The organism is Tengunoibacter tsumagoiensis (assembly GCF_003967535.1).
In the GTDB taxonomy this organism is placed as follows: Bacteria; Chloroflexota; Ktedonobacteria; order Ktedonobacterales; family Ktedonobacteraceae; genus Tengunoibacter; species Tengunoibacter tsumagoiensis.
Genome location: NZ_BIFR01000001.1, coordinates 2,517,365 through 2,541,069, shown reverse-complemented (window position 1 = coordinate 2,541,069; position 23,705 = coordinate 2,517,365). Strand labels below are relative to the sequence as shown.

At 48.5% G+C, this 23,705-nt stretch carries 16 protein-coding genes; 4 read left to right on the top strand and 12 right to left on the bottom strand.

Features of this window, described 5'->3' with window-relative positions:
* Positions 1-14: 14 nt before the first annotated feature.
* From EL628_RS09960 to EL628_RS09920, 9 genes are all read right to left on the bottom strand, one after another.
* Complete coding sequence (locus tag EL628_RS09960; protein ID WP_126579800.1) at positions 15-599, bottom strand: RHS repeat-associated core domain-containing protein; 585 nt, start codon at positions 597-599, stop codon at positions 15-17.
* A gap of 6 nt (positions 600-605) precedes the next feature.
* Entirely contained in the window at positions 606-764 is a 159-nt protein-coding gene (locus EL628_RS29785; protein WP_161975395.1) for a hypothetical protein, read from the bottom strand.
* 1,265 nt (positions 765-2,029) lie between these two features.
* Positions 2,030-2,311 (bottom strand): RHS repeat-associated core domain-containing protein, encoded by a 282-nt coding sequence (locus EL628_RS09955; protein ID WP_126579799.1) that lies wholly within the window; start codon positions 2,309-2,311, stop codon positions 2,030-2,032.
* A 788-nt stretch (positions 2,312-3,099) separates the two neighbouring features.
* Positions 3,100-4,092, bottom strand: coding sequence for an RHS repeat-associated core domain-containing protein (locus EL628_RS09950; RefSeq protein WP_126579798.1), 993 nt, complete (start codon positions 4,090-4,092; stop codon positions 3,100-3,102).
* Positions 4,093-4,561: 469 nt separating this feature from the next.
* A complete protein-coding gene (locus EL628_RS09940; protein ID WP_218028893.1) occupies positions 4,562-5,299 on the bottom strand; it encodes an N-acyl homoserine lactonase family protein in 738 nt (245 codons plus the stop codon).
* A gap of 279 nt (positions 5,300-5,578) precedes the next feature.
* On the bottom strand, positions 5,579-6,481 hold the full coding sequence (locus EL628_RS09935; protein WP_126579797.1) for an SDR family oxidoreductase: 903 nt from the start codon (positions 6,479-6,481) through the stop codon (positions 5,579-5,581).
* A 221-nt stretch (positions 6,482-6,702) separates the two neighbouring features.
* Entirely contained in the window at positions 6,703-9,117 is a 2,415-nt protein-coding gene (locus tag EL628_RS09930; RefSeq protein ID WP_126579796.1) for a sensor histidine kinase, read from the bottom strand.
* Positions 9,118-9,172: 55 nt separating this feature from the next.
* Entirely contained in the window at positions 9,173-9,940 is a 768-nt protein-coding gene (locus tag EL628_RS09925) for a response regulator (RefSeq protein ID WP_126581916.1), read from the bottom strand.
* Between the two features lie 226 nt (positions 9,941-10,166).
* A complete protein-coding gene (locus EL628_RS09920; RefSeq protein ID WP_161975394.1) occupies positions 10,167-10,994 on the bottom strand; it encodes an SGNH/GDSL hydrolase family protein in 828 nt (275 codons plus the stop codon).
* Positions 10,995-11,363: 369 nt separating this feature from the next.
* Between EL628_RS09920 and EL628_RS09915 the strand changes: the two genes are divergently transcribed.
* The 4 genes from EL628_RS09915 (at position 11,364) to EL628_RS09900 (ending at position 16,692) form a co-directional block, all read left to right on the top strand.
* Positions 11,364-13,595 (top strand): alpha-amylase/4-alpha-glucanotransferase domain-containing protein, encoded by a 2,232-nt coding sequence (locus EL628_RS09915; RefSeq protein WP_126579794.1) that lies wholly within the window; start codon positions 11,364-11,366, stop codon positions 13,593-13,595.
* A gap of 255 nt (positions 13,596-13,850) precedes the next feature.
* The gene (locus EL628_RS09910; protein ID WP_161975393.1) at positions 13,851-14,567 is read left to right on the top strand and encodes a type 1 glutamine amidotransferase; all 717 of its coding nucleotides are present in this window, start codon (positions 13,851-13,853) and stop codon (positions 14,565-14,567) included.
* 310 nt (positions 14,568-14,877) lie between these two features.
* A complete protein-coding gene (locus EL628_RS09905; protein WP_161975392.1) occupies positions 14,878-15,783 on the top strand; it encodes a PP2C family protein-serine/threonine phosphatase in 906 nt (301 codons plus the stop codon).
* Between the two features lie 183 nt (positions 15,784-15,966).
* Positions 15,967-16,692 (top strand): CAP domain-containing protein, encoded by a 726-nt coding sequence (locus tag EL628_RS09900; RefSeq protein WP_126579791.1) that lies wholly within the window; start codon positions 15,967-15,969, stop codon positions 16,690-16,692.
* Positions 16,693-16,794: 102 nt separating this feature from the next.
* Here EL628_RS09900 and ftsH read toward each other — a convergent pair whose 3' ends face one another.
* From ftsH to EL628_RS09885, 3 genes are all read right to left on the bottom strand, one after another.
* Positions 16,795-19,041 (bottom strand): ATP-dependent zinc metalloprotease FtsH, encoded by a 2,247-nt coding sequence (gene ftsH, locus EL628_RS09895; RefSeq protein WP_126579790.1) that lies wholly within the window; start codon positions 19,039-19,041, stop codon positions 16,795-16,797.
* 942 nt (positions 19,042-19,983) lie between these two features.
* Complete coding sequence (locus tag EL628_RS09890; RefSeq protein ID WP_126579789.1) at positions 19,984-21,099, bottom strand: site-2 protease family protein; 1,116 nt, start codon at positions 21,097-21,099, stop codon at positions 19,984-19,986.
* 204 nt (positions 21,100-21,303) lie between these two features.
* A complete protein-coding gene (locus tag EL628_RS09885; RefSeq protein WP_443098278.1) occupies positions 21,304-23,652 on the bottom strand; it encodes a Tex family protein in 2,349 nt (782 codons plus the stop codon).
* Positions 23,653-23,705 lie beyond the last annotated feature (53 nt).

Genomic DNA, 23,705 nt, shown 5'->3' with positions numbered 1-23,705 from the left:
ATTTTTCAGTTAAATTAGTTAATGCAACCTGCCGTCTTTAAGGCGACTATAGTTGCAAAAGTAACAAAAGCTAATTGCACAGCAAGAATGGCCCAACCAATAACAGGCACGAATTTTTCTGCAACGCTTATTCCCACTGCAGCCAGTCCATCTACTAAAGCCTGAGCAGATTTAAAGATTGCTGCCAGTGCCGTACCTATATTTGTGCTACCACTTGATATACCTATTGCTCCCAGAAAAGCAAGACCCCCAATTCCGAAACAGGCAAGACTAGAAGGCGCTTCTCCAGTTAGATCCACCTCATTCACAGGAGTATTCCCCGCATACACATACGGATTCCCCTTCAGCGTCTCCTGCAAACTCCCTCCAACGGGCGTCCGCTGAGTCCAACGTCCCACTGTGGGATCGTAATATCTGATACCGAATTTGGTCAGGCCCGTACTACTATCATAGTAGCCGCCCGCATATTTCCAGGGGTTGTTGAGGCCGCTCTGTTCTTGCTGGCTAACGATGTTGTCGTACGGATCATATGGGTCGGCGTTGACCTCCTGGCCAGCGCTATTGGTCATGCCAACGACGGAGCCCAGGCCATCGAACAAGTAGTACTATTTCTTGCCGTCGGGCGTTCGCTCGTTGTTGAGCAGGCCGCAGCTACAGCGGACATATTCGGTTGTTCCTGCGGCGGTATTGGCTCTCGTGAGGCCCAGGCCGCCATAGACAAAGCTGTTGCTATTGACCGAGACATGCTCACTCTGGTCAATCAAAGTACCTGTCCACGTTTTAAATTGTTCATTTTCTTATTAATCAAACTTAATAAATTTTATAATATTCAAACCTATAGATACTATTAAAAAAATTATTAATGCCAATATATTTAAATCTTTAATATGCAAATACTTACTAGCTATTATCATTAGCAATGCAATAATGCCAAACACAATTATCACAACATTAATACCTCTTTTTGACATAAAAACCTCCCATTATATACTTTTAATAAGCATATATCATCTATGCTTACTTATCAAAAAATCAGCAATAGCAAATATAGTATTCTTCATATACTTCTCTTTCTTATATGATGCAAAAAAGCAAGCATAGTCTGATATTCCGCACTTTAATTTTTTCAGATTCAAGCCACAGGCCAGCTCATATTTGCAGAGATGAAGGGCATCTCTGCATTCTGAAACAGCTTGAGAAGACAACTTAAAATTTCATTGCGGAATATGAGTATAATACTTATACTTACTTCTCACATAAAGCTGATCTCAAAAGTTTCTTAAAAATGTGGAACCGATTTGTTCCAAATATTCTCAATCGCACCTTGCGCGAATCCACCAGGAACAGAACCGCTACCAGTTAGTGACAATGAGGTCGCACTAGCGCTACCAGCACCACTAGCTCCACCAGCACCTGCTAGAGCGACAAGAGGTGTGATTCATCCACCAGCCACACATCCTCCTAAAAAATCGCCAATGGCATCTTTTGCTGATATAAGACCATGAGAACTTGCAGCTTCCCCAGCTACTAGATTTCCTATTCCACCACCAACTCAACCAATAAGTGCAATAGCGAGAAGTGCAGGGATTTTCCCACTCGGATCAACCTCATTAATAAGAATAATCCCTACAAGCAGAACCAAGAACAACAAAATAAGACCTTCCAATCACATTCTCTTGTTCCTATTTGACGTATATAAAACAACTATAGTTGTTATAAAATATATTAATCCTACAGAGGCAATAACTTTAAGTGTAGAATTATTAACAAAAATGAGCAAGTAAACGAATGTCGCTATGATGATGACTATCATAGCTATGCCAATTACTCTAAAAAAGGCGTTTCTTAATCCCATTAGTATATCTCACTTCTCTTATCCGTCTATGCTCTCACCTAAATTTTTATAGGAGAAAGCATAGACAGCTATAAATTTTAATTCTAAAATACTTTTGAAGCAAATCCAAACAAAGCTACTACGGCTGGAGACAAAGTAGCGGTTACAATTGTAGCATCTGACGTTGCAGCACTACTAAAAAGCTGCACCAAAAGCTATACCACCCACACCTCCAGTTAAAGTTGTAGCCAAAGCGCCTAAACCTACAAGAGCAATGGCACTGCCCGCACCCAGTAGTGCATTTCTGCCAACATCTTTTAATGAATGAATATCTCCTGCAAATGCGCCTGTTATTATTCCGGTAAGAGCACCAAACAAGGCAACAATCCCTGGACCTAAAAGCACAGGAATCTTTCCACCAGGATCAACCTCATTGACAGGATTATCATCAGCATACCCATACGGATTCCCCTTCAACGTCTCCTGTAAGCTTCCTCCAACGGGCGTTCGCTGGGTCTATCTCCCGACGGTGGGATCGTAATATCTGATACCGAACTTGGTCAGGCCGGTACTACTATCATAATAGCCACCTGCATACTTTCAGGGGTTGTTTAAGGTAGCTCTACTCCAGTTGATGAAGGATATTATCATAGGAGCATATCGGAAAAGATAGTTCTATTGATGGGAAAACAATTTCTATAATCATTCGTACCAATAATACACATGAAATTTTATCGCATTCTTGTGTGTAAAATCAGAACTTTATTTTCTTCTCCAAAAAAAATTGTATGCATTCATAGAAATGATACTTACTCCAATAGAAAATAAAAAACCTATGAGAACTTCCTTAACACTATAAATGTTATTTTTTAATAAAAATCCATTCATTAGAATGTAAAATGCGAAAGCGACCAAGAATATCAACAGGTAAAGAGATTTTTTTTTCACTTTGTTCCTCTTTCTAAGAGACCAGATCTCTTGAGCTCTCATACTAAAAAATCTCTTTGAGTATGAGATAAACTTCTAGAAACTATGAGATAGTGCTTCTCAAACTGAAGCATTTTACTGTTTTTTTGATCAAAAGAGTGCTTTGTCAAACGAAAAGAGCAGTACTCTATTTAATAAATACGATTACAGGTTTTAAGAGGTAAGAGAAACTTAAGAGTCGCGATTGCTCCTAAGATAATCTTTCTTGCAGACTGTAGCCTTCAGATTTTTTATTAAAAATGAATAATCTGAAGGCTACTTATCTTATCTCAAATGTACTAAAATGTTAATCCAAAGAAAGAAACACTATGACACGCATCTCTTTGCTCTCCTATTGCTTCTACAAGACTGTAAGAAGCGGCAACTATCGAAGCGGCAAACAGTATGCTAATTCCAATTCCTACGAGTGCAATGCCAATTGGAGGAGCTGTAGCGCTTATACCTGCAACTGCTGTTACAACTGATCCAGCAGCAATGCCGAGAGCCCCTTGAAAACCGTAAGCTGCCATGAGTAAAACTGCTGTTGAAAGAACACATTGTCCCGGCGATGCAGAAACTTTCCCACTCGGATCCACCTCATTCACAGGATTATTCCCCGCATACACATACGGATTCGCCTTCAGCGTCTCCTGCAAACTCCCTCCGACCGGCGTCCTCTGAGTCCAACGTCCCACTGTCGGATCGTAGTAGCGAATGCCGAACTTGGTCAGACCAGTGCTGCTATCGTAGTAGCCGCCTGCATACTTCCAGGGATTGTTGAGGCCGCTCTGTTCCTGCTGGCTGACGATGTTGCCGTAGGGATCATATGTATAGGCGTTGACCTCCTGGCCAGCGCTGTTGGTCATGCCGACGACGGAGCCCAGACCATCGAAGAGGTAGTAATACTTCTTGCCGTCTGGCGTTCGTTCGTTGTTGAGCAGGCCGCAGCTACAGCACACATATTCGGTCGAGCCTGCCGAGGTCTTCGCGGTGGTGAGACCTAACCCACCATCGCTATTGACCTGAACCCGCTCGCTCTGGGTGGTTCCGCTATAGGTGTAGATGGTGGAACCATTCTTCGTGGTCTGGTTCAGGACGTTGTAGCTCAGGGTTGAGCCGGTCAGATTGCCGATGCCGTCGTAGCTGTAGGTGGTGCTTCCGCTGCCGTTGGTTCTGGTGATCAGCTCGCTGGCGGCGTTGTAGCTAGAACTCTCGTTGAGGCCAGTGCTCTGGACCTGCTTGCCGGTGATGTTGCCGTTATTGTCATAGCCATATTTGTCGTCTTCTACCACGCTGTTACTGGCGTTCTTTGTGGACGCCTCCAGTAGAAAGTTAAGATCATTGCCACTAGAGCTATCACAGGTTGTCAAGGTGCCACTGTGCGTGATCGGGTCCAGGTACTGCACGCTCTGAAGCAGAAAGGTCGGATTAGGCCAGATCTAATATGCATATTGATATATACTGATAATTGGTATACGCGGTACTGAAGGTGTTGGATGGAGATGAGGTGAAAATCCCGCTCTGGCTTGCGGTCTCCTGACCGGCTGTGTTGAAGGCCATCAGCATACTGGTGCCATTGGGATAGCGGATGCTGGTCTTGTGGTTGGCATAGTCGTAGCCATACGTGGTCTGCGCCCCATCAGGCTCCTGAACGGTCGTGACGCGATTGATCGTGTCATAGCTATAGAGAATTGGTCAAGAAATGAGGCAGGGCCATCTCGTCATCGAGATGGCCCTGAGTGAGAGGAGGAACTGGTTGTGCTAATCATAGAATTCGGGAAATTTTTTGAGCGTGGGCCATTGACATTCATCGTGCCCAAAGACCGTCAACGCGACGCCCTCACGCTTGACCAGCTCAAACATTTTGCGTGCGCTCTCCATTGCGGCGGCTGGATCAAGGTCCAACCCATTTTCGTAGGTTCGTGTTGCGGGGTTGAGATCGCTCTCGATTGCGGCAGCATCGATAGCCAGCAGAACAGGACCGGTCTGTGGCAAACGCACCAATACCGCCTGGTGGCCTGGCATGTGTCCACCGGTCTCGATCAATTCAACGCCGGGAACCAGTGCGGTATCCCCATCGATGAGCCGGTAACGCAGCTCGGGATGATCCCAATGCGGGCGAGTGAGCGCGAGCCGCTCATGCCCATTAACGCGCGCAAATTCATAGTGAGCGCGTTGAACGACTAATTCGGACCAACAGAAATCGTCGTGTCCACCGGAATGATCGGAATCGAAATGGGTACAGACGAGATACTGGATGTCGCGTGGACTGAGTCCGAGCACCGCAAGCTGATCCACTGCGGAGGTCAGTTTGAGAATGCTCCTCCCTTTGGGGCGCTCACGTGAGAGAAATGTCTCGTCTGTGGGGTAACCAGTATCGATCAGAATGTTTTTACCGTCGCTAGTCTGGATCAGGTAGCCAGGAATAGGCGTCCCATCTTCGATGAGAGCGAGTTGCAACAGATAGAGTCGGATGGGGGTCGGTTGAGTGATGTTCATGTATTTAGTGATACTCCTTGCAACGTGTTCTCGGTCATAGAGTTCAGCCAATAGTATGGCAGAGTGTGAAAAGTACTGTCAAGCTGATAGGTATAGTTAATCATTTTCTAAGGGTAATTTCTGCTTTGAGCTCAATGTTCTATACATAAAATAGTACCCCCTCCTCCATAAGTTATGGAGGAGGGGGCATGGTATGTATGCGCTGTAAGAGATACTCAGCTTTCCCTCTATGAAGATGCGAAAGCTCTTTTTCATTTTTTGTTGCAGACTTCTTACCGTTTATAACACGCCCTCAGTCTGAAGATATTCATGGAAGGAGCGGGGCCGGAAACCAAAGTCACGCTCGACACTTTGCAGATCGGTGGTGTTATCAAACGAAAACAGGGTCATCGCAGCTCTGGTCAAAGGTGGTCTCGGAAGGACAGCCTCCATGACTGCTGCACCTATTCCAACCAGCGGAGTGGGAGCATAAACCTTCAACCGATGCTTATGCGTGGCCTGCAATAGCTCGTCAAAGACCTGCGAAAAAGAATAGTATTCAGGTCCGCCAATAGTATAGATCTTGCCGCTGGTCCCCTGTGGATCTTGTAGCGTTTTGAGGATTACAGAGACCACATCATCCACATGAATAGGCTGGAAGAGCACCTTGCCCCCTCCAATCAAAGGAACCACTGGAGCAGTCTTAATCAGATCGACAAGCCCTTTAATAAAAGGTGCCCCTTTCCCAAAGAGAACGGATGGGCGGATAATGGTCCATTGCAACCGACTCTCAATCAGCAGATGCTCCGAAAGATAGCGGCCCTGCATATAGCTGCCAGGCTTGTCTGGCTTTGTTCCTAAACCACTAATCTCAATGATACGATCAACAGTGGCCTCTTCAGCCGCCTTCACAAGATTGGCAGTTCCACCAACATTCGTCTTATTATACAGCTCGCTTGAGGCAACTTTACGATCGGCGGTAATAAAGGCTGCATGAACGACGGTATCAATGCCTTTTAAGGCAGCCGGGAGCGTCTCTGGCTGTGTCGTGTCCCCATGGACCAGCTCAATCTTCTCAACAGGCAAGAATTGGGCAGCACGATGAATATCACGTACCAGACAGCGAGGGCGCTCCCCTTGCTCTACCAGACGAGCCACGAGATGACGCCCAATATACCCCGTGGCACCAGTAATCAGAATCATATAGTAGTTCCCCTTCTTTTCAGGTTGCTATGCGTATGATGCTTGTACGGCACTAAACGGGTCGCTTAATCTTTTCACGCAAGCACCGCACGATACTCGCCGGGCCGATGGCTCTATTGACCAATCGGATCGCTCTCTTCAGTGGCAGTATACATGGGGAGAGAAACAAGGAACCAGTGGACACGAACATCTCTTTCCTGGTGAGCATGCTCATGAAAATATTAATGAAAAAGATCGATGGGGACAAAGATACGGACGCTTACCCCCTCACCTGGCGCAGTCTTAACGGTCAGGCTCCCCCCTGCAATCCCCAGTAAAGCACTATGGGTCAACAGTCCACCGCCGGTTCCACTGGTGGAGCTGGTCGTTGAACCGATGCCAACACCATCATCTGCAACGATAACCTCCACATATGGATTACAGGAGGCATCCAGGGTCAGCTTAAGGCGACGATGCAGATCATTGCCTCGACCGTGACGGGCAGCATTACGCAGTGCTTCCTGCACCGCAGCAAAGATTAACTCGGCAATAGCCGGGGGAACAAGATCGTCAATGGCTCGTGCCGTCTCGTCTTTGACACGCCATTCAACCTCATCAAATGCATGCTGAAAATCCTGCTCGATCATGGCATGAATGGCCAGCATGAGACCATCTCTCTCCAGACGATGCGGCGCACTGGTAGACATGGTTCTCATCATCGCAGCCAACTGTCGATGAACGGCGCTGATCGAGCCAATCGCTTCACTCACGACCTGGTCTGAACGTTGCTGTGAGAGAGCATCCGGCGAAGAACCTGAACGAGCGCTCTCCAGACGTAGGAGCGCGAGGTGAAGTTGAGGCAAAATCTCATCGTGTAAAACTCGGCGCTGCTGCGCTCCTAATAGTTTTACATCCACAATTCGTCGCCGTAAGAGCCCTGCAATGGTCAACATGGCCTCATGATCGCGCAATGTATCGAGAATACGCTGGCCGCACGCCTGCGCCAGGTCCATATCTTCGCCAGTAAAAATACTCCCATCTTGACGCGGTCCCAGATACAGTTTAGCCACCAGGCCAAGCTCATCATAGATTGGTAAGACCCAGCAGATAACGGTGGTCCCCTGAACGCTCATGCGCACGCGATAGGCTTGAATCGCTTTCAATGATGTGGCATGTTGCATCTGAAACGGTGTATAGCTTGCACTGGCAGAGGAACGGCGCACAGGCGTAACAGGGACGGCCTCTTGCGCAAGCTCATCTATGTTGATGGGGGCCAGCAGCTCCCAGCGATAGTTGAAGCTCCTTTTCACTGTCCCGGATAATACGACCAGACGCGCACACTGGGCCTCTAACACCTCCTGACAGAGATGAATAAAGAGTGCCTCCATGCTCTGCTCCGTCCTGGCGAGATCAACATTGAGCCAGTGGCGCACATTTGTGCTGCGCAAAAAAGGGCCAAGAAGGGCAATATAGCGATCATGGGCGGTATAACTGCTCCAGGTAAACAGAGCATAGGTGCCAGTCGCAACGCAGGTGATCAAGAGCATTCCACCCAGTGAGCTACGAGTGAAGACGCGTAGAAGGGCAATAAAGATGGCAATGGTAGTTGCTACAATGACCGTTCCTCGCCATTGCTCAAAAAAACCACTACGACCCAATGGACGCTCAATCAGGATGCCATACCGAACAATTGAATACCCAACCAGCAAGACAATTAAAGCCACAGAACCAACAGCAAAAAGATCCAGCAGCAGGAGATTGAGTGGGATGGTCGTCAGATTCAGTGGAACTGGCCCACTATGCTGAACCTCTAGCCAGTGAAACATTGACCAGACCCCCAGTATCCCCAGACCTGCGGTAAGCCCGAGCATCAGAAGAGCCGCCAACAACAGACCAGGGCGAGCAAGATGCCAGGAGAGTATCGGCTCATCAAGCTGCTCGATACTCACTGGATCATCCCAGAAGGCATCCGCCAGCCTGCGATGCATCTGCCGACCTCGTTGCCTCTGCGTTGCAAAGGTCCAGAGCATACGCAGCAACCGCCAGACCCGGCCAGGGGTAAACCAGGGACCAATCGCACAAAACGCCACATAGCAGAGAAATAAAATAGGTAAGAGAATCAGTGGCGATATCCATGGCTGGTGCAGATCCGTATGGACATCATTATAGGCCAGCAGGAGAAGCGTTCCTTTAAAGGTCGCGGTTGATTCATTGAGCATCAATAACAGAAGAACAGCCAGGCCCAATGAGGCACTTCCAAGTAAGAGCAATGGCCGGCTTCGCTTCCACTTTTCGTTGAGCTGAACGGCATAGTGCAGACCAATCAAAAACCAGATATAAGGAACACCCAGCGCGGGCAACCAGATCAAATGCCAGAGATCATCCGGAGAGACAACCCCTGACGTGCCTGAGAGCGGACCAGAGATCAACAGTGAATGAGCAAAGAAAAAGAGCGCAGAGAGGCTCAGCCCGATCACTCCTACCTGAGCAATCAGACTGCGTCGATCGCCATTGAGCCAGACGGTACAGGCGAGCCAGAGAAACGCAATGAGATTAAAGATCGAAAGCGCAAGCACGAACGTGGGTAAAAACCGTAATGGGCCCTGTGTCAGATCGAGATTGCGATAGATAAATGCTAGTATAAGATTGTTCGTCATGGCTTTCTCTTGTCAATATTCCCTTATATGGCTCTTGTATGGATCTCTGGCTGCTCTATTTCTCCGCGTAAAGTGGCACCCATTCGCCCCGTCGCCCTTGAACCAGTGCGACGCCGTTCTCATCCCAGATTACCATACGATTTAACATATAGATAAGGGTGGCTCTTGCACGTGCCACTTTATCATCAACTGAGTTCTCGCTCAGTCCCCAGGCTGCATAGATACGTCCGTTCGTACGGCTAACGGCCCGCTTATCATGAAGGGTGAGCCGCGCTGCAATCTGCTCATTGGTCATGCCCTGCGCCATCAGTTCAGCCACGCGCAGTTCATTGGGCTCAAGCAGAGCGCGAGGCGACTGTTCATCCAGATCGCGAACCTCCTGCACACGATCTTCAATCTCTGGATCAACCAGACTACGACCGTTGACGGCATCACGCAACAACGGCACAAGCATACTTGGCAACAGATAATTGCTCTTGCGCACATATGCATAGTGCGTCAAGATCCCCGCTGCCCGAAACTCTCGGTAGTATTCATCATCGTCCTGAATCGAATAAAACACGACTGGCGTACGCGGACGCTCACGACGAATGGCCACTGCGGCTCCAACCCCACTCAAGGCCCTCCTCCCCTCCTGCGGATCTTGCAGTTGAACATCCATCAAAATGACATCCATATCCAATTCAAGTGCTCGGGCGACAGCCTCTTTTCCAGTCGCCGCTTCTCCTATCACCTGAACAGATCCTGTAGCCTCCAGCCCCTCGTAGAGCGCCTTGCGCAATGGCCCATGATCATCAACCAGTAAAACTTTCACCCTGCCCATTGTTTTTTTACAGACCCCCATCCTTTTTCCTGCTAGACTACAAGGAACATGATCTTTACCATCCTGACTATACCTCTTCTCACGAAAAGATACTAGCCTTTACGGCACAAAAAGATGCACACAGGGCATATACAAGCAAGCTCAGGAAATGCCAGCCCACTTCGATTGTAAGAGCTCTCTTGTCTGCCAGTGTGCATGCTTGCTCTTAGAAAAGAGCCATTAGAAATTAATACCCAATGCTATTCTCAATAGTACTGGCAATTACACTATAGCCCTGGCTCCTGGGATGAATATCACTAAAAAACGAACAGATCCAGGTATAGTTACAGGTGTTACTATTGGGAATAGCAGCTCCGCCAAAGGCAGTAAAAGCATCGGCAACATGTGCATACCCAGCAGCGTCCTGCGCCAGATGCTGATTCACTGTCTGCAAATAGGGAACTGAATTGGGGCAGAGATTCTGGTACGGATCGTAATAGTTGACCAGAATCAGATCACCTGTGAGTTGACCATTGACGGTCAGAGCAGCCTTCAAACGGGGCAGAATTGTCTGCGTGAGATTCGCATCCAATGTTGCCAGATCAGTAGCGAACTGCGCAGTATTGGTGCTACAGGTGCTCTTATTGATGTCAGGGAGAATGTCATTAGCCCCAATCTGCAACGTGACCGGACTTACCTGGCCCGGGTGCGCCTGAAGATACTCAATAGCAGCATTCAATTGAGGCTCAAGATAGGGATATTTATGAATGATCGTATACGGGCAGTTCCCGTTAATCATCGTTGTACTAGTCTCCGCAGGGCAGGCCAGATTGTCATACGTACTGGTCCCCTTGCTCTGTAAATGATGATAGAGATCAGTCGAATATCCACTCCTCCAATCAAGATCAGGCTGGTATCCATAAGCAACTGAATCACCGAGCGCAATATAGTAGCTTTTTGGACCAACCACCGGGAGATCTGCCGCATGCGCTATGGAGATGGAGCCAGCTTCAAAGGCTGCAAAAATAATCAGAAACAAAACAACACATAAGAGAGGTCGCCGAATGTACTGCATAACCTGCATTGCTCTCCTCCTACGGCGAAAATACAACGGAGGATTTTCACCGTCTGATAATTATTGGCCATCCTCTTTGCCATTTTAAGAGAGGAAAGGGCGTAGCATTCCACAACAACTATAAATTATATTTGTATTTAAAGCAATATCTATGAAAGGATTAGTAAGCAAGCAGGCATGCTTTACAGGATGGGTGTTCTTTTGCGGTATTTTACTGGGGAGAGAGGAGGGCCTTTTTTGCCGTCCAGACTGGATGTGATATAGTGGATGGAGCACTGGTACACTGAAGAGGGGGATATCTTGTCTATACCTTCCTCTCTCTTACCATGTAGTTTCACTTGTGTTTGAAATACAAAGGAATATGTTGCTATGACTGGTCAGAGCAATCAACCTGCACAGATTCAGCTAGGGCTTCTGCTTCATAATCACCAGCCTGTGGGGAATTTTCCCTGGGTCTTTCAGCAAGTTTATGAAGAAGCATATCTACCGATGATCGAAGCTCTGGAAAAACATCCTGGCGTCCGCCTGACGCTCCACTATACTGGCTCGCTTCTTGATTGGCTGGAGGGAGAGCATCCAGAATTTATTCGCCGGGTTGTTGCTCTGGTGCAACGCAATCAGGTCGAGATTGCAGGTGGTGGCTACTATGAGCCGATCCTCCCTTCCATCCCTGATCGCGATAAGGTTGGTCAGATTCGCCGCCTCTCAGAGCGAATTAAACAAGATTTTGGGACAAAGCCAACGGGAATGTGGCTGGCCGAGCGTGTCTGGGAGCCCGGCCTCCCCAATATTCTCCACGAGGCCGAGATACAATGGACGATCCTGGATGATATCCATTTTAAAAATGTGGGGCTTGATGATGATGATCTGTACGGATACTATGCAACTGAAGATCAAGGCAACGTGCTCAAGGTCTATGCCACCAGCAAATCGTTGCGCTATACTATCCCCTGGCGCCCGGTCGCCGAAACAATTGAAAATCTGCGCTCATTAGCCACTCCTGATGGACGGCGAATTGTCGTGATGGGGGATGATGGTGAGAAATTTGGCTCCTGGCCCGATACTGGCACGTATTGTTGGGGTTCAGATGGACGCGATGGTTGGGTCGAAGAGTTCTTCACGGCCCTGGAAGCCAATAGCGCCTGGCTGCATACGACACCTCTGGGCGAATATGCCAAAAAACAGCCCGCGTTGGGGCGCGTCTATATCCCAACCTCTTCTTACCTTGAAATGACCGAGTGGGCGCTCCCCGCTCAAAAATCCTACGAGTTCACAAAGCTCCTCCATCAATTAGAGAGCGAGAAAAAAGAGAACGTCATCCAATTTATGCGCGGCGGCTTCTGGCGCTATTTCCTGGTTCGCTATCCAGAGATTAATAATCAGCATAAAAAGATGTTGCGCGTCTTTGAGCGCGTCCAGCAAGCTGGTGCGACAGAAGAGGTAGGGCAGCTTCACTTATGGAAAGCACAGGCCAATGATACCTACTGGCATGGACTCTTTGGCGGCATCTACATGGGCCATGTTCGCTCCGCCATTTATCATCATCTCATTAAAGCCGAAAATGCTGCCGATCGTGCCATTCATGGTCCAAATCCCTGGCAACACTATGAGTTTACGGATTTTGACCGCGATACCCTCGACAAACTGATCATTGAAGGTGATCAACAGAATCTCTATTTCGATCCCTTGCATGGTGGGACCCTTTTTGAGTGGGATCTTCGCCGCAGCTGCCACGCGCTCACCAGTGTGATGACGCGCCGCGAGGAGAGCTACCATCAGACCCTCCGTGATTATGAGGCGGAGAGACGTCAACATCAGAATCAGGGTCAGGATCAGTCCGCCGGCGAACCAGGATCTCCTCATACCACTATACGTACGAAAGAGGCCGATCTCGATCAGTATCTGGTCAATGATCGCTACCGCCGCACAAGCCTGCTCGATCACTTCCTCCCTTCAGGGTTGCCGCTGAAAAACTTTGCTCAGGTGCGCTACGAAGAGTCTGGTAATTTTGTGAATGAGCCCTATCAGACGCACGTTGAACAGGATGCCAATGGAATTACGGTTACCTTCAAACGTGAAGGCCACGTGAAACGAGCTGGAGCGCTCAGCCCCATGCCAGTCACATTGAGTAAAACTATCTTTGTCCCATTTGGAGCAGAGCAGCTACACATTCGCTATCAGATCCATAATCAAGGTCAGGCACGTCTGGATACCACATTTGCCTCTGAGTGGAATCTCAATCTGTTGGGCGGGGGCCAGAATCCGCAGGCTTATTACCGTTTTATTCAGGGCTCCCCGACTGCACAGGAAAGTCAGAACCTGCCATTCGATAGCTCTGATGAAGTTCCAACCGTCTACGGCTTCCGCATTGGCAATACCTGGCTCCAGCAAGATCTCTCCTTCACCATAAGCCAGCCAGCCACCCATTGGCGCTTCTCCATTGAGACAGTCACTGGTTCTGAAGCAGGCTTTGAACGCACTCATCAGGGGAGTTGTTTTGCATTACTCTGGCCACTTGCTCTGGAAGCTGGTCAATCCTGGCAAGTGGAGCTTCGGATTGAGGGACGCGATACCGCTGCATTGACTGGAACACAGCACTAGCACTCTGGGCTTAGAAGAGTCTTCTAAGCCCAGCCTTTTCCTGACCATAGCTGGCGATTGAATCGATTTGTCTATCACAACCGTTACAAAAATCGTATCTGTCTCGTCTCAAAACAGAAGAGATATCCAGAAAAGCGTACAAGATCGGCCTGTGAATTTTCTTAACTCATCCGTTCTTAATAGTGAAGAGTGTAAATACAATCTCCAGTTCTGGCAGTCTGGCAAAGAATAATCGAACAGCGAGAGGAAAAATGTGTGAAGCCAGTCTTACTTCTTCAACATTCATGGGATGATCCTGCGGGCTACCTTGGAGAACTACTCACCGATTATGCTCTTCCCTATGAAGTAGTGAACGTTGAAAAGGACCCATTACCACAACCCGAAGCCTATCAAGCAATCATCAGCCTGGGTGGCCCACAGCACGTCCATGACCTGGACAGCTTTCCCTATCTGAAAAAAGAGCTGGCTTTTCTGTGTCGGGCTGTAGAGCACGAGATTCCCTACCTGGGCATCTGCCTGGGAGCACAATTATTAGCCGTAGCATTAGGTGGTGAAGTTTACCCTCATACAACAACTGAAATTGGCTTCTCTGAAGTTGAGCTAACACCAGCAGGAGCAGATGATCCGCTGTTTGCAGGCTTTTCAGGCCGACAGAAGGTCTTTCAATGGCACGAAGATACCTTTAGCCTTCCTGAAGGTGCGATTCAATTAGCTCGTAACGCCGTGACAGAGCAACAAGCTTTTCGCTATGGTCTCAACGCTTATGCTCTTCAATACCATATTGAGATTAATGCTGAGATACTTGATCTCTGGCTCTATCACCCGGCGAACAAAGCCAGCATGCTAGACACCTTAGGAGAGGCAGATTATCAGAAAATGGAACAAGAAATAACATTTCATGTGTCAGATTATCGTGCCCATACGCGTCTGTTGGGAGAGAATTTTTTAAGGATAAGCCATTTCATCACGTAGAACCGTTGAGAAATTCGCTGAAATAGCAAAACCCTTTTCTTTTTGTCCTACTATCTGATATACTTGCACTCAATAGTTTATGCTATCCATTGCAAGAGGCTTACTCGGCTTACTTTGCTTGCTTGTGAAAGACAACAGCCGCCCAATAGTGTTGTTATCCTTGACCATTTCTGGTCAGTTTTCTTGAATATATGGCAAACATATGGAATTTATAGCGATGAATCGTACAAATTCACTAGTACATTCAATTGAAAGGCAGCATTCAACGCAGATGCCGCAGCACAAAAATAAAAGATCTACTCAAATACCTATGCATACTAGCGTTCAGAAGCGCTTGCCCTTTACTATCTCTCAATATAGCGTCGCTAATGAACGCCATCCTTTGCGCAATGAAGATAGTATTCTCATTGATGAAACCAGCGGTCTTGTTGCTGTCTTCGATGGAGTTGGTGGGAGCGCGGCTGCGGAGATTGCTTCTCAAACAGCTGCACGTTCGACGATCAATGGCTGGCGAAAGCTTTTACGCCAGTTTATGCCCCGCAAACGAAAATTGTTGGGATTGATAGAGGACTGCCAGCGACATGACCTGCGAGCCATCCTCGAGCACCTTATGACTGAAGCTCATGAACAGGTACGCACCAATGGCGCAGAACGTGCTGGAACGGATGATCTCGCAACCACAGTAGCGATGGCTGCCTTCTGCCGCAATCCAGAGATGAACTCCTATTCTCTCTTTTATGGCCACGTAGGAGATAGCCGCGTCTACTTACTTCCCGCTCGTGATCAAAATAATCTTGAACGCTTAACCAGTGATGATGGGCTCCTCAGCCGCTTAGTTGAAATTCAGACTCTGAATGAGTTCCACGCTTTTCGCATTGATCAGGCCACCCGCGCAGAAGATCTCTCCGATATTGAATATAGCTACTTTCGCATGCGTGGTGGCATTACACAGGCCCTGGGTGCCTCCCTACCACCCGTTGTCCATACAGGACGTACCACTGTCTTTCCTGGCGATCGTATCCTTCTTTGCACCGATGGTATTCACGACAACCTCACCGATGAAGAGATTAAAGAGACTCTGCGCAATAGTCCCCGCTCTTCTGCAGCTCGCCTGCTGGTCGAACAATCACAACGTCGTTCACGAGAAGATCGCAGCAAGACTATTCGTCCCAAGCCCGATGATATGAGCGCCATTGTTATCACCTGTCGCTTTTAAACACATATTGATGGTGATCAAGATGACACAACTTTAGTCAATTTCAGACAGCGAAGGCCCAAAAAGTACTAAGCTTACGATCAATTCTCCATTCTTATTGATAAATCATGGTACTCTCTCCTAGAGACGAACAATCGTTATGCAAGAATAACTGAAACGACGGATCTAGGAGGGGTTGTACTCGTGACGCTTAAAAAGACATGGATGCTTATATGCTTATTGGCTCTCTTGCTTCTATCTGCCTGTGGAACACAGCCTCAGACAACTATCTCACCCACCCCTACGCCCTCCAGGGGTTACTCATTAGCACTAAAACAGCGCCCTCCTCAGCCTCAGGCGATTCTGCTCCCAACTCCTGTTACTCCACAACCTACAGCTATCCCTCCCACGCCGCCCCCGCCAGCTCCCCCCATTGTCGTGGGTAATCTGACAATTCCATCAACGGCTACAGGACCTGCTCCCTATGGTCAGCCACCTGCTCTCACGGATGAAGAGATTCAACTCACACAAAAGCTTTTTGCACAGATTAATGCGGATCGCGCTCTACGAGGTCTTTATGCCTATACCTGGAATGAGACGCTTTCAGGTGGCGCTCGCCTCCACAGTTGGAATATGACGCACTGTGGCTTTAGCCATACCTGTCCCGATGGACTGCCACAATGCCAGCGTATCGCCAATGAAGACTTCCCTGGCGTGACTGATGCCACATGTGGCGAAAATATCGCCATGGCTGGCCCTTATCCAACCGCGTGGGCAGGAGCGCTCTCTATTCAAGAGGGAATGGTCAATGAACCACCATCAGGCTTTCACCGGATGCATCTTTTAGGAACTACTTTGCATAAAGTGGGTGTTGGTGTATACGTCGATGCAAACAAAAATATCTGGTTTACAGAAGACTTTGTGAGTTAAGAGAATGTGATGGCCTCGGAAATCACAACGCGCATGGAACAAGGTAGTGTTCCATGCGCGTGTGCGTTTATAGCCTGGCTTCTTAGCCACATGTATGCCAGCTTACTTCTCCTGTAAAAGAGCCTCAAACTGTTTGCGATCCAGTTGCTCATGTTCCAGAAGTTCATTGGTCAAAAGCGTAAGCTGATCATTATGCTCCATCAATATCTGACGAGCCATCTGTTTGCCATCATGGAGGATACGCTGTACCTCGCCATCAATCAGTCCACTCTGGGATCCCCTGGAAACAGCCACACCTGGAGTTGGAGCTGTTGCAGACCATTGAGTGGTTTCAGGACCGTTAAGATAGAGCCTTCCCGATTGATCGGCAACCAGGGTTCGCGCCTGCGAAGCGAGCTCTGTACGGCGCATATTTAAGCCATACCCTTCTTCTGGACGATAGTCGGCAAAGACAACACCCAATCGCTCGCTCATGCCCCAACGTGTGACCATGCGGCGGGCAAGGTCCGTCACGACTTGAAGATCATTCTCTGCACCGGTGGTAACACGCTCGGCACCAAAGGTAATTTCTTCGGCTACGCGGCCACCCAGTCCTACTGCAATCCGTGCCATAAGGGTCTCACGACTATAATTGTAGCGATCGCTTTCGGGCGTAAACTGGGTAACGCCCAGGCTCTGGCCACGTGGTAGAATCGTAACACGATTCACCGTATCCGCCTCAGCCAGATGATGGGCAACAAGCGCATGCCCGCCCTCATGAACCGCAATAATACGCCGCTCACGCTCGTCCATCACAATCGGGCGTAAAGCTCCCAGCTGGACACGCGCTAAGGCCTCTTCAAAACAATCATGAGTAATGGCCTCTAACTCATGACGAACCGCCGAAAGGGCTGCTTCGTTCGCCAGATTAGCAAGATCAGCACCGGTCATACCCGTAGTGAGATGAGCAAGCCGCTCAAGGCTGACATCCTCTGCTAAAGGCTTCTTCTTTGTATGTACTTTTAAGATTGCTGCACGACCGATACGATCTGGTAGAGAGACCGTAATCCGACGGTCAAAACGTCCTGGCCGCAAGAGCGCATTATCAAGAATATCCACACGATTGGTCGCTGCCATAACAACAACTGCCCGCAGAGGATCAAAGCCATCGAGCTCTACAAGCAACTGATTAAGCGTCTGATCTCGCTCTTCATTGCCGCTCGCTCGCATTGAACGTTTGCGGCCAACGGCATCAATCTCGTCCAGAAAGATGACACAGGGAGCTGCACGACGAGCCTGCTGGAAGAGATCACGAATCCGGCTAGCACCCACTCCAACAAACATCTCGACAAATTCAGAGGCACTCAGGCTGAAAAAGGGGACATTGGCTTCTCCAGCCACGGCTTTGGCCAATAACGTCTTTCCTGTACCAGGAGGCCCAACAAGAAGAGCCCCATGAGGAATATGAGCACCAAGGCGATTAAAGCGCTCTGGCTCACGCAAAAACTGCACGATCTCGACAAGTTCCGAACGAACTTCATTGATCCCTGCAACGTCTTCAAAGGTGATATCCGGCACGATACTGGGTGCAAAAGTTGCCTTCTTACCATGGGCTCCGCTCAAAGCTTTTGGCGATAGTGGTTGGTCTGCGTGCTGCTTCGATGCCTTTTTAGCAGGCTCAAAATGTCTCGCTTTGCTTTTACCAAGAGTATGCATATGCGCATCAAACTGTTTATGGTTGCCCTTCATCCGCATTGAGAAGAAAAGGATAAAGAGAAGGATGACCAGAAGCAGAGGCAGGAAACGGAGAAGCATGGGAAGGAATGGGGAAGAGCTGCTACTCAGTGTATGTACTTCAACCTGATGGGCATCCAATAATGGCATCACACCAGACATATCGGCCTTCGCAACTTGCAAAGTGATCGCATGCTGCGTATCGACGGAGCCCTCGGCTGTATCTGCAAAAGAGGATGACTGATCGATCCCTATCACATGTCGCCAGTCTGTATATGCATGAGCAAGATCGGTTTTCTGCTGGGTTGATAAAGATCCGTGTGATTGTTTGAGCCAACCATTGATCTGGTCGTCTTGAATAGCGACAGTCTGCACATTATTATTCGAAAGTTCATGTACAAAGGTGCTATAGTCCACAACGACTGCACCTGTTGGAGCTGAATTAGTGGTGGAAAGATGAAATGAGCTTAGTATCCCCAGTCCCAATACGATAAGTACTGCAACCAGAAACCAGGTCAACGCCGTCCCTCTATTCTCACTTAGCCATTGCTTCATTATACGTCCAGAATGCTTGATCTTTTTCCATCTTCGTGGGGAGACGCTCGCCTTTAATCGCTTTCTCGCCTTCTCATCCATACCAATTACCTCACCAGTATAAAGCCTACCCAGAGCAGGTGCTGTGCTTGTTATTCTGTGCCTGCGCTCTTGAAAGGGGGATGTTACCAATTGCCATTGCGGTCAGTGATATGGGAGAAAAGGAATGCACACCACACTCACCGGACACGCTTCAGCTACGACTATCTATCCATGTCTCAAGAAATGAAACAGAGATAAACCTTATCGATACTGACTATAGTGTACCGTGTTTCAAATGGCTGTGGTGTATAGTAAGTACTTTCTTCTCATCGCTATGTAATTCATTATGTATCATGATGACTCATATTGAGGACACAATGCTATTTATGCTGCGGCCATCATGAATGATGGGTTTATTACCTCTCGCGCAATAATTTACGACACATAAGCGATTTATCGCATAATCATGTAGGGCCCATCATTTATGATGGCCGTGGTGACCCATTCCGATATGGTCCACTCTCATCGACGCAGTGACCCATTCCGATATGGTCCACTCTCATCGACGCGGTGACCCATTCCGATATGGTCCACTCTCATCGACGTGGTGACCCATTCCGATATGGTCCGCGGCCATCATGAATGATGGGCCCCTACCTCCTCGTGCGATAAATCGCTCTTGTAGGATTTTTTTGTTAATGGTGAGCATGAAGACACAATACGATATGGTCCGCGGCCATCATGAATAATGGGCCCTACCTCCTCGTGCGATAAATTGCTCTTTTGTGGTTTTTTGTTAATGGTGGGCACGGTGGTACAATCCGATATGGTCCACTCTCATCGACGCGGTGGGCATGCTCCATGGCAACGATCTTGACTTACCCCCTTCTTGATGCACACGTGAATTATGATGGCCGTCATGACGACACACCCCGATATGGTCCGCGGCCATCATAAATGATGGCTGTGGTGACCCATTCTACTCTGGTCCACTCTTCTGGTTCAGCGCAGGCTGCGCCGTAGCTCAATTGAGCGCAGGATAACATCTCGATTCAACACGCCCAATAACTGTCCATCTTCCACGACAGGGAGCTGATTGACATCACGGCCAGTCATCAAAGGAAGCACTTCGCGGAGCTGTTGCTTTGGCGCAACAATATGGAGACGTTCGCTGGGAATCATTACCAATCCGATCGGGGTATTCGACCATTTCTCGCGCGGAATATGCCGAATCTCATTCAAGGTAATGATACCTGCCAACCATGAAGCTTGCATGACAAAAGCAGAGCGCAAAGCCTGGGGCAAAAAATAGTCATCAATAACTTTCTGCAATGAGATATTGGCAGGGACAGTAACAGGATTCTTCACCATCACTTCCTCTACTGTTACATCCCCCAGAACCTCATCAAAGGTAGCTTGAGCCCGTACAGAATTGGAGGCCGACAACAAAAACCAACCAATAAACCCGATCCAGATCCCATCCAGAACATCCCCACTGAAGACCTGAAAGATTCCCCAGATAATAAAAAGGTACGCAATCAGACTCCCGACACCAGTGGTAATCCGTGTCGCACGATTGGCATTCCCCGTTATCTTCCAGAACACTGCCCTCAACACACGTCCCCCATCCAACGGATAGCCCGGAATAAGATTAAAGACGCCAATCACCAGGTTCATGACAAAGAGAACCTCTAACAAGGCCTGAATAGCTGATGATGATTGCCGCAGCGGCCACCATAAACCAAAGCAGAGAAGACCAATGCCAATACTCACCAATGGACCTATTATGGCTATCTGAAAGTCTGCCCCGGGGGTCCTGGCCTCCTGCTCTATATTTGAGACGCCCCCAAATATAAACAGGACAATGTTTTTTACCTTCAAACCATGGGCACGCGCAACCAGTGAATGACCTAACTCATGCAATAAAATAGAGAGAAAAAGAAACAATGAACTGATCAATCCCAGCAAGATATACGTTCCACTAGAGGCATTCGGATAGATTCGAGGCAACCAGCCAGAGGAAAGTGTGACTGTAAGGAGAATGATTGCAATAAACAATCCGAAGCTAATGTAGACATCAATGCCCGCTAAACGGCCCAGCCGATATACCCCAGACATAGACTTCCTACTTTCTACAGTAAGGTAAAGGATATTTACCTTATTGTCCGTTGCTCCTTCCCAGGAAAAAGGATATTCTTCAGAGTCATCGTATGATACATCTGGCTGGCGATGCAAACTGAACTTTTACCCAAAAAAGCCTTCTTCTGTCCATTCGCTTTCTGAGGACAGAAGAAGGCCCGGTGTGAATTACGTCAGCACAAATTATTTGACATTTCTCATGCTCAACTGAACGCGTCCACGGCGCGTATCGATGCTAAGAATGCGGACCTGAACAACCTGACCAACAGCCACAACACTAAGAGGATCACGAACAAAACGATCTGCCAGTTCTGAAATGTGAATCAGGCCATCTTGCTTGACGCCGATATCCACAAAGGCTCCAAAATCAACAACGTTGCGAACCGTTCCCTGCAAGATCATATCTGGCTGGAGATCTTCCATCTTGAGCACATCATGGCGCAGAATGGGTGCAGGTAATGCATCGCGTGGGTCCAGGCCTGGCTTCTCAAGATTCTCCAGAATATCATTGAGCGTTGGCAGACCTATACCAACCTTCTTCGCCAGTTCACTCCAGGCTGCACTCTCACTACCTTCAGTTGAACCCGTTGAACGATTGCGATTTGAACGTCCACCTCCCAGGCTGTTCTGCAATTTGCCCAGGGTATTTTGCATCTGTAGATTCTTCCGAAACAGCGCAATGCGTTCAGAAGGTTTATTCTTACCACCAGGCTCAACAGGCAGGAGATCCAACAGCGTGCGTGTGGCCTGATAACTCTCAGGATGGATAAATGTATTGTCCAGAGGATCACTTCCATTGGCAATCTTTAAAAAGCCCGCTGCCTGAACAAAGGTAGCCGGTCCCAGACCAGGAACCTTCTGTAATCCCTGACGCGACACAAAAGGACCATGAGCCTCACGATATTTCACAATGGCATTCGCGACACGCGAATTAATCCCGGAGACATGCTTCAAAAGCGCGGCTGAGGCCGAATTGACCTCAACACCCGCAAAGTTCACGCAGGAGACAACCACACGATCGAGCATAGCTGCCAGTTCCTTCTGATCAACATCATGCTGATACAGTCCAACTCCCACGGCCTTGGGATCAATCTTGACCAGTTCGGCCAACGGATCTTGCAGACGGCGGGCAATGGAGATCGTGCCCCGCTGAGTCGCATCTAAGGTGGGAAATTCTTCCCGAGCAGCTTCTGATGCCGAATAGACTGATGCCCCTGCTTCGTTGACGATGACGTAGCCAATCTCGTTGTTACCCGCTTCTTTCAACTCGCGCAAGAGATCGGCAACCAGTTGCTCAGTCTCCCGAGAGGCTGTACCGTTCCCAATCGAAATCACACTAATCTGATATTTCTCAATCAGTGAACGCAACAACTGCCGCGCCTTCTGCTCCTGAAACAGATACAGCGTATCCGAAGTGATAAACTTGCCAGTCTCGTCCACCACCGTCAATTTACAACCAGTACGAAAGCCCGGATCTATACCAAGCACCTTCTTGCCACGCAGAGGGGGCTGAAGCAGAAGATTACGTAGATTGGCCGCAAAAATATGAATCGCATGCTCTTCAGCCTGTCTGGTCAATTCGACGCGGACCTCACGCTCCATTGCCGGTGCAAGCAGGCGTTTATATCCATCTTCCATCGCATCGGAGAGCAATCTGGCAAATGGTGATGTCTGTTTGATGGGATGATGTTGAGCGATGCTCTGTTGCACCTGCTCATAGGGCAGGGTGATGCTAACGCGCAAGACCTCTTCCCGTTCGGCTCGATTCAATGCCAGGACGCGATGAGGCACCAGTCTAGTCACATCTTCATGAAAGTCGTAGTAGAGCTGATAGACACCATTGGGATCTTTTTCGGCAACCTTCTCTGGATCTGCCGCTTTTGCTCCAACAACCGACTGCTTAAAAAATTGCGTTCGCACACTCCCACGAACAGCCGCATCTTCGGTAATTATCTCTGCCACAATATCACTGGCCCCAGCATACGCCTCCAGGCTGGTAGGGACCCCTTTTTCTTCACTCAGATAGGCAGCAGCGGCCAGTTCAAGCTGATGTTCATGATCGGTGGCAAACTCCGGTTGGGCAATGATCAGCTCGGCCAGGGGAGCCAATCCTTTCTCACGAGCCACGCTCGCCCGGGTTTTTCGCTTCGGACGATAGGGAAGATAGAGATCCTCAACCTCCTGCAAGGTTGTTGCAGTCTCAATTGCTGCCGCCAGTTCGGCTGTTAACTTCCCCTGACCTTCAATTAAACGGCGCACATCCTGTTTGCGATCGTACAGAGCCCGTAATGAGGCGGCCCGGTCTGCAATCGCCTGGATCTGTACTTCATCCAGGCTACCTGTGGCCTCTTTACGATAGCGCGAAATAAAGGGAATAGTATTACCCTCGTCGAGGAGGGCAATTGTACTCGCAATCTGTCCCTTCCCGATACTTAATTCTGTACTCAGGATCTGCGCAATCTCACTAACAGAAAGGACTGTCTCCGTTGACTGCTCTCCAACACTTTCACTGTGCTTGCTATCTTCTTGTATAGCCAAAACTCTCAACCTACCTTCTCTAAAATTGCAATGCTATGCCGCATGAA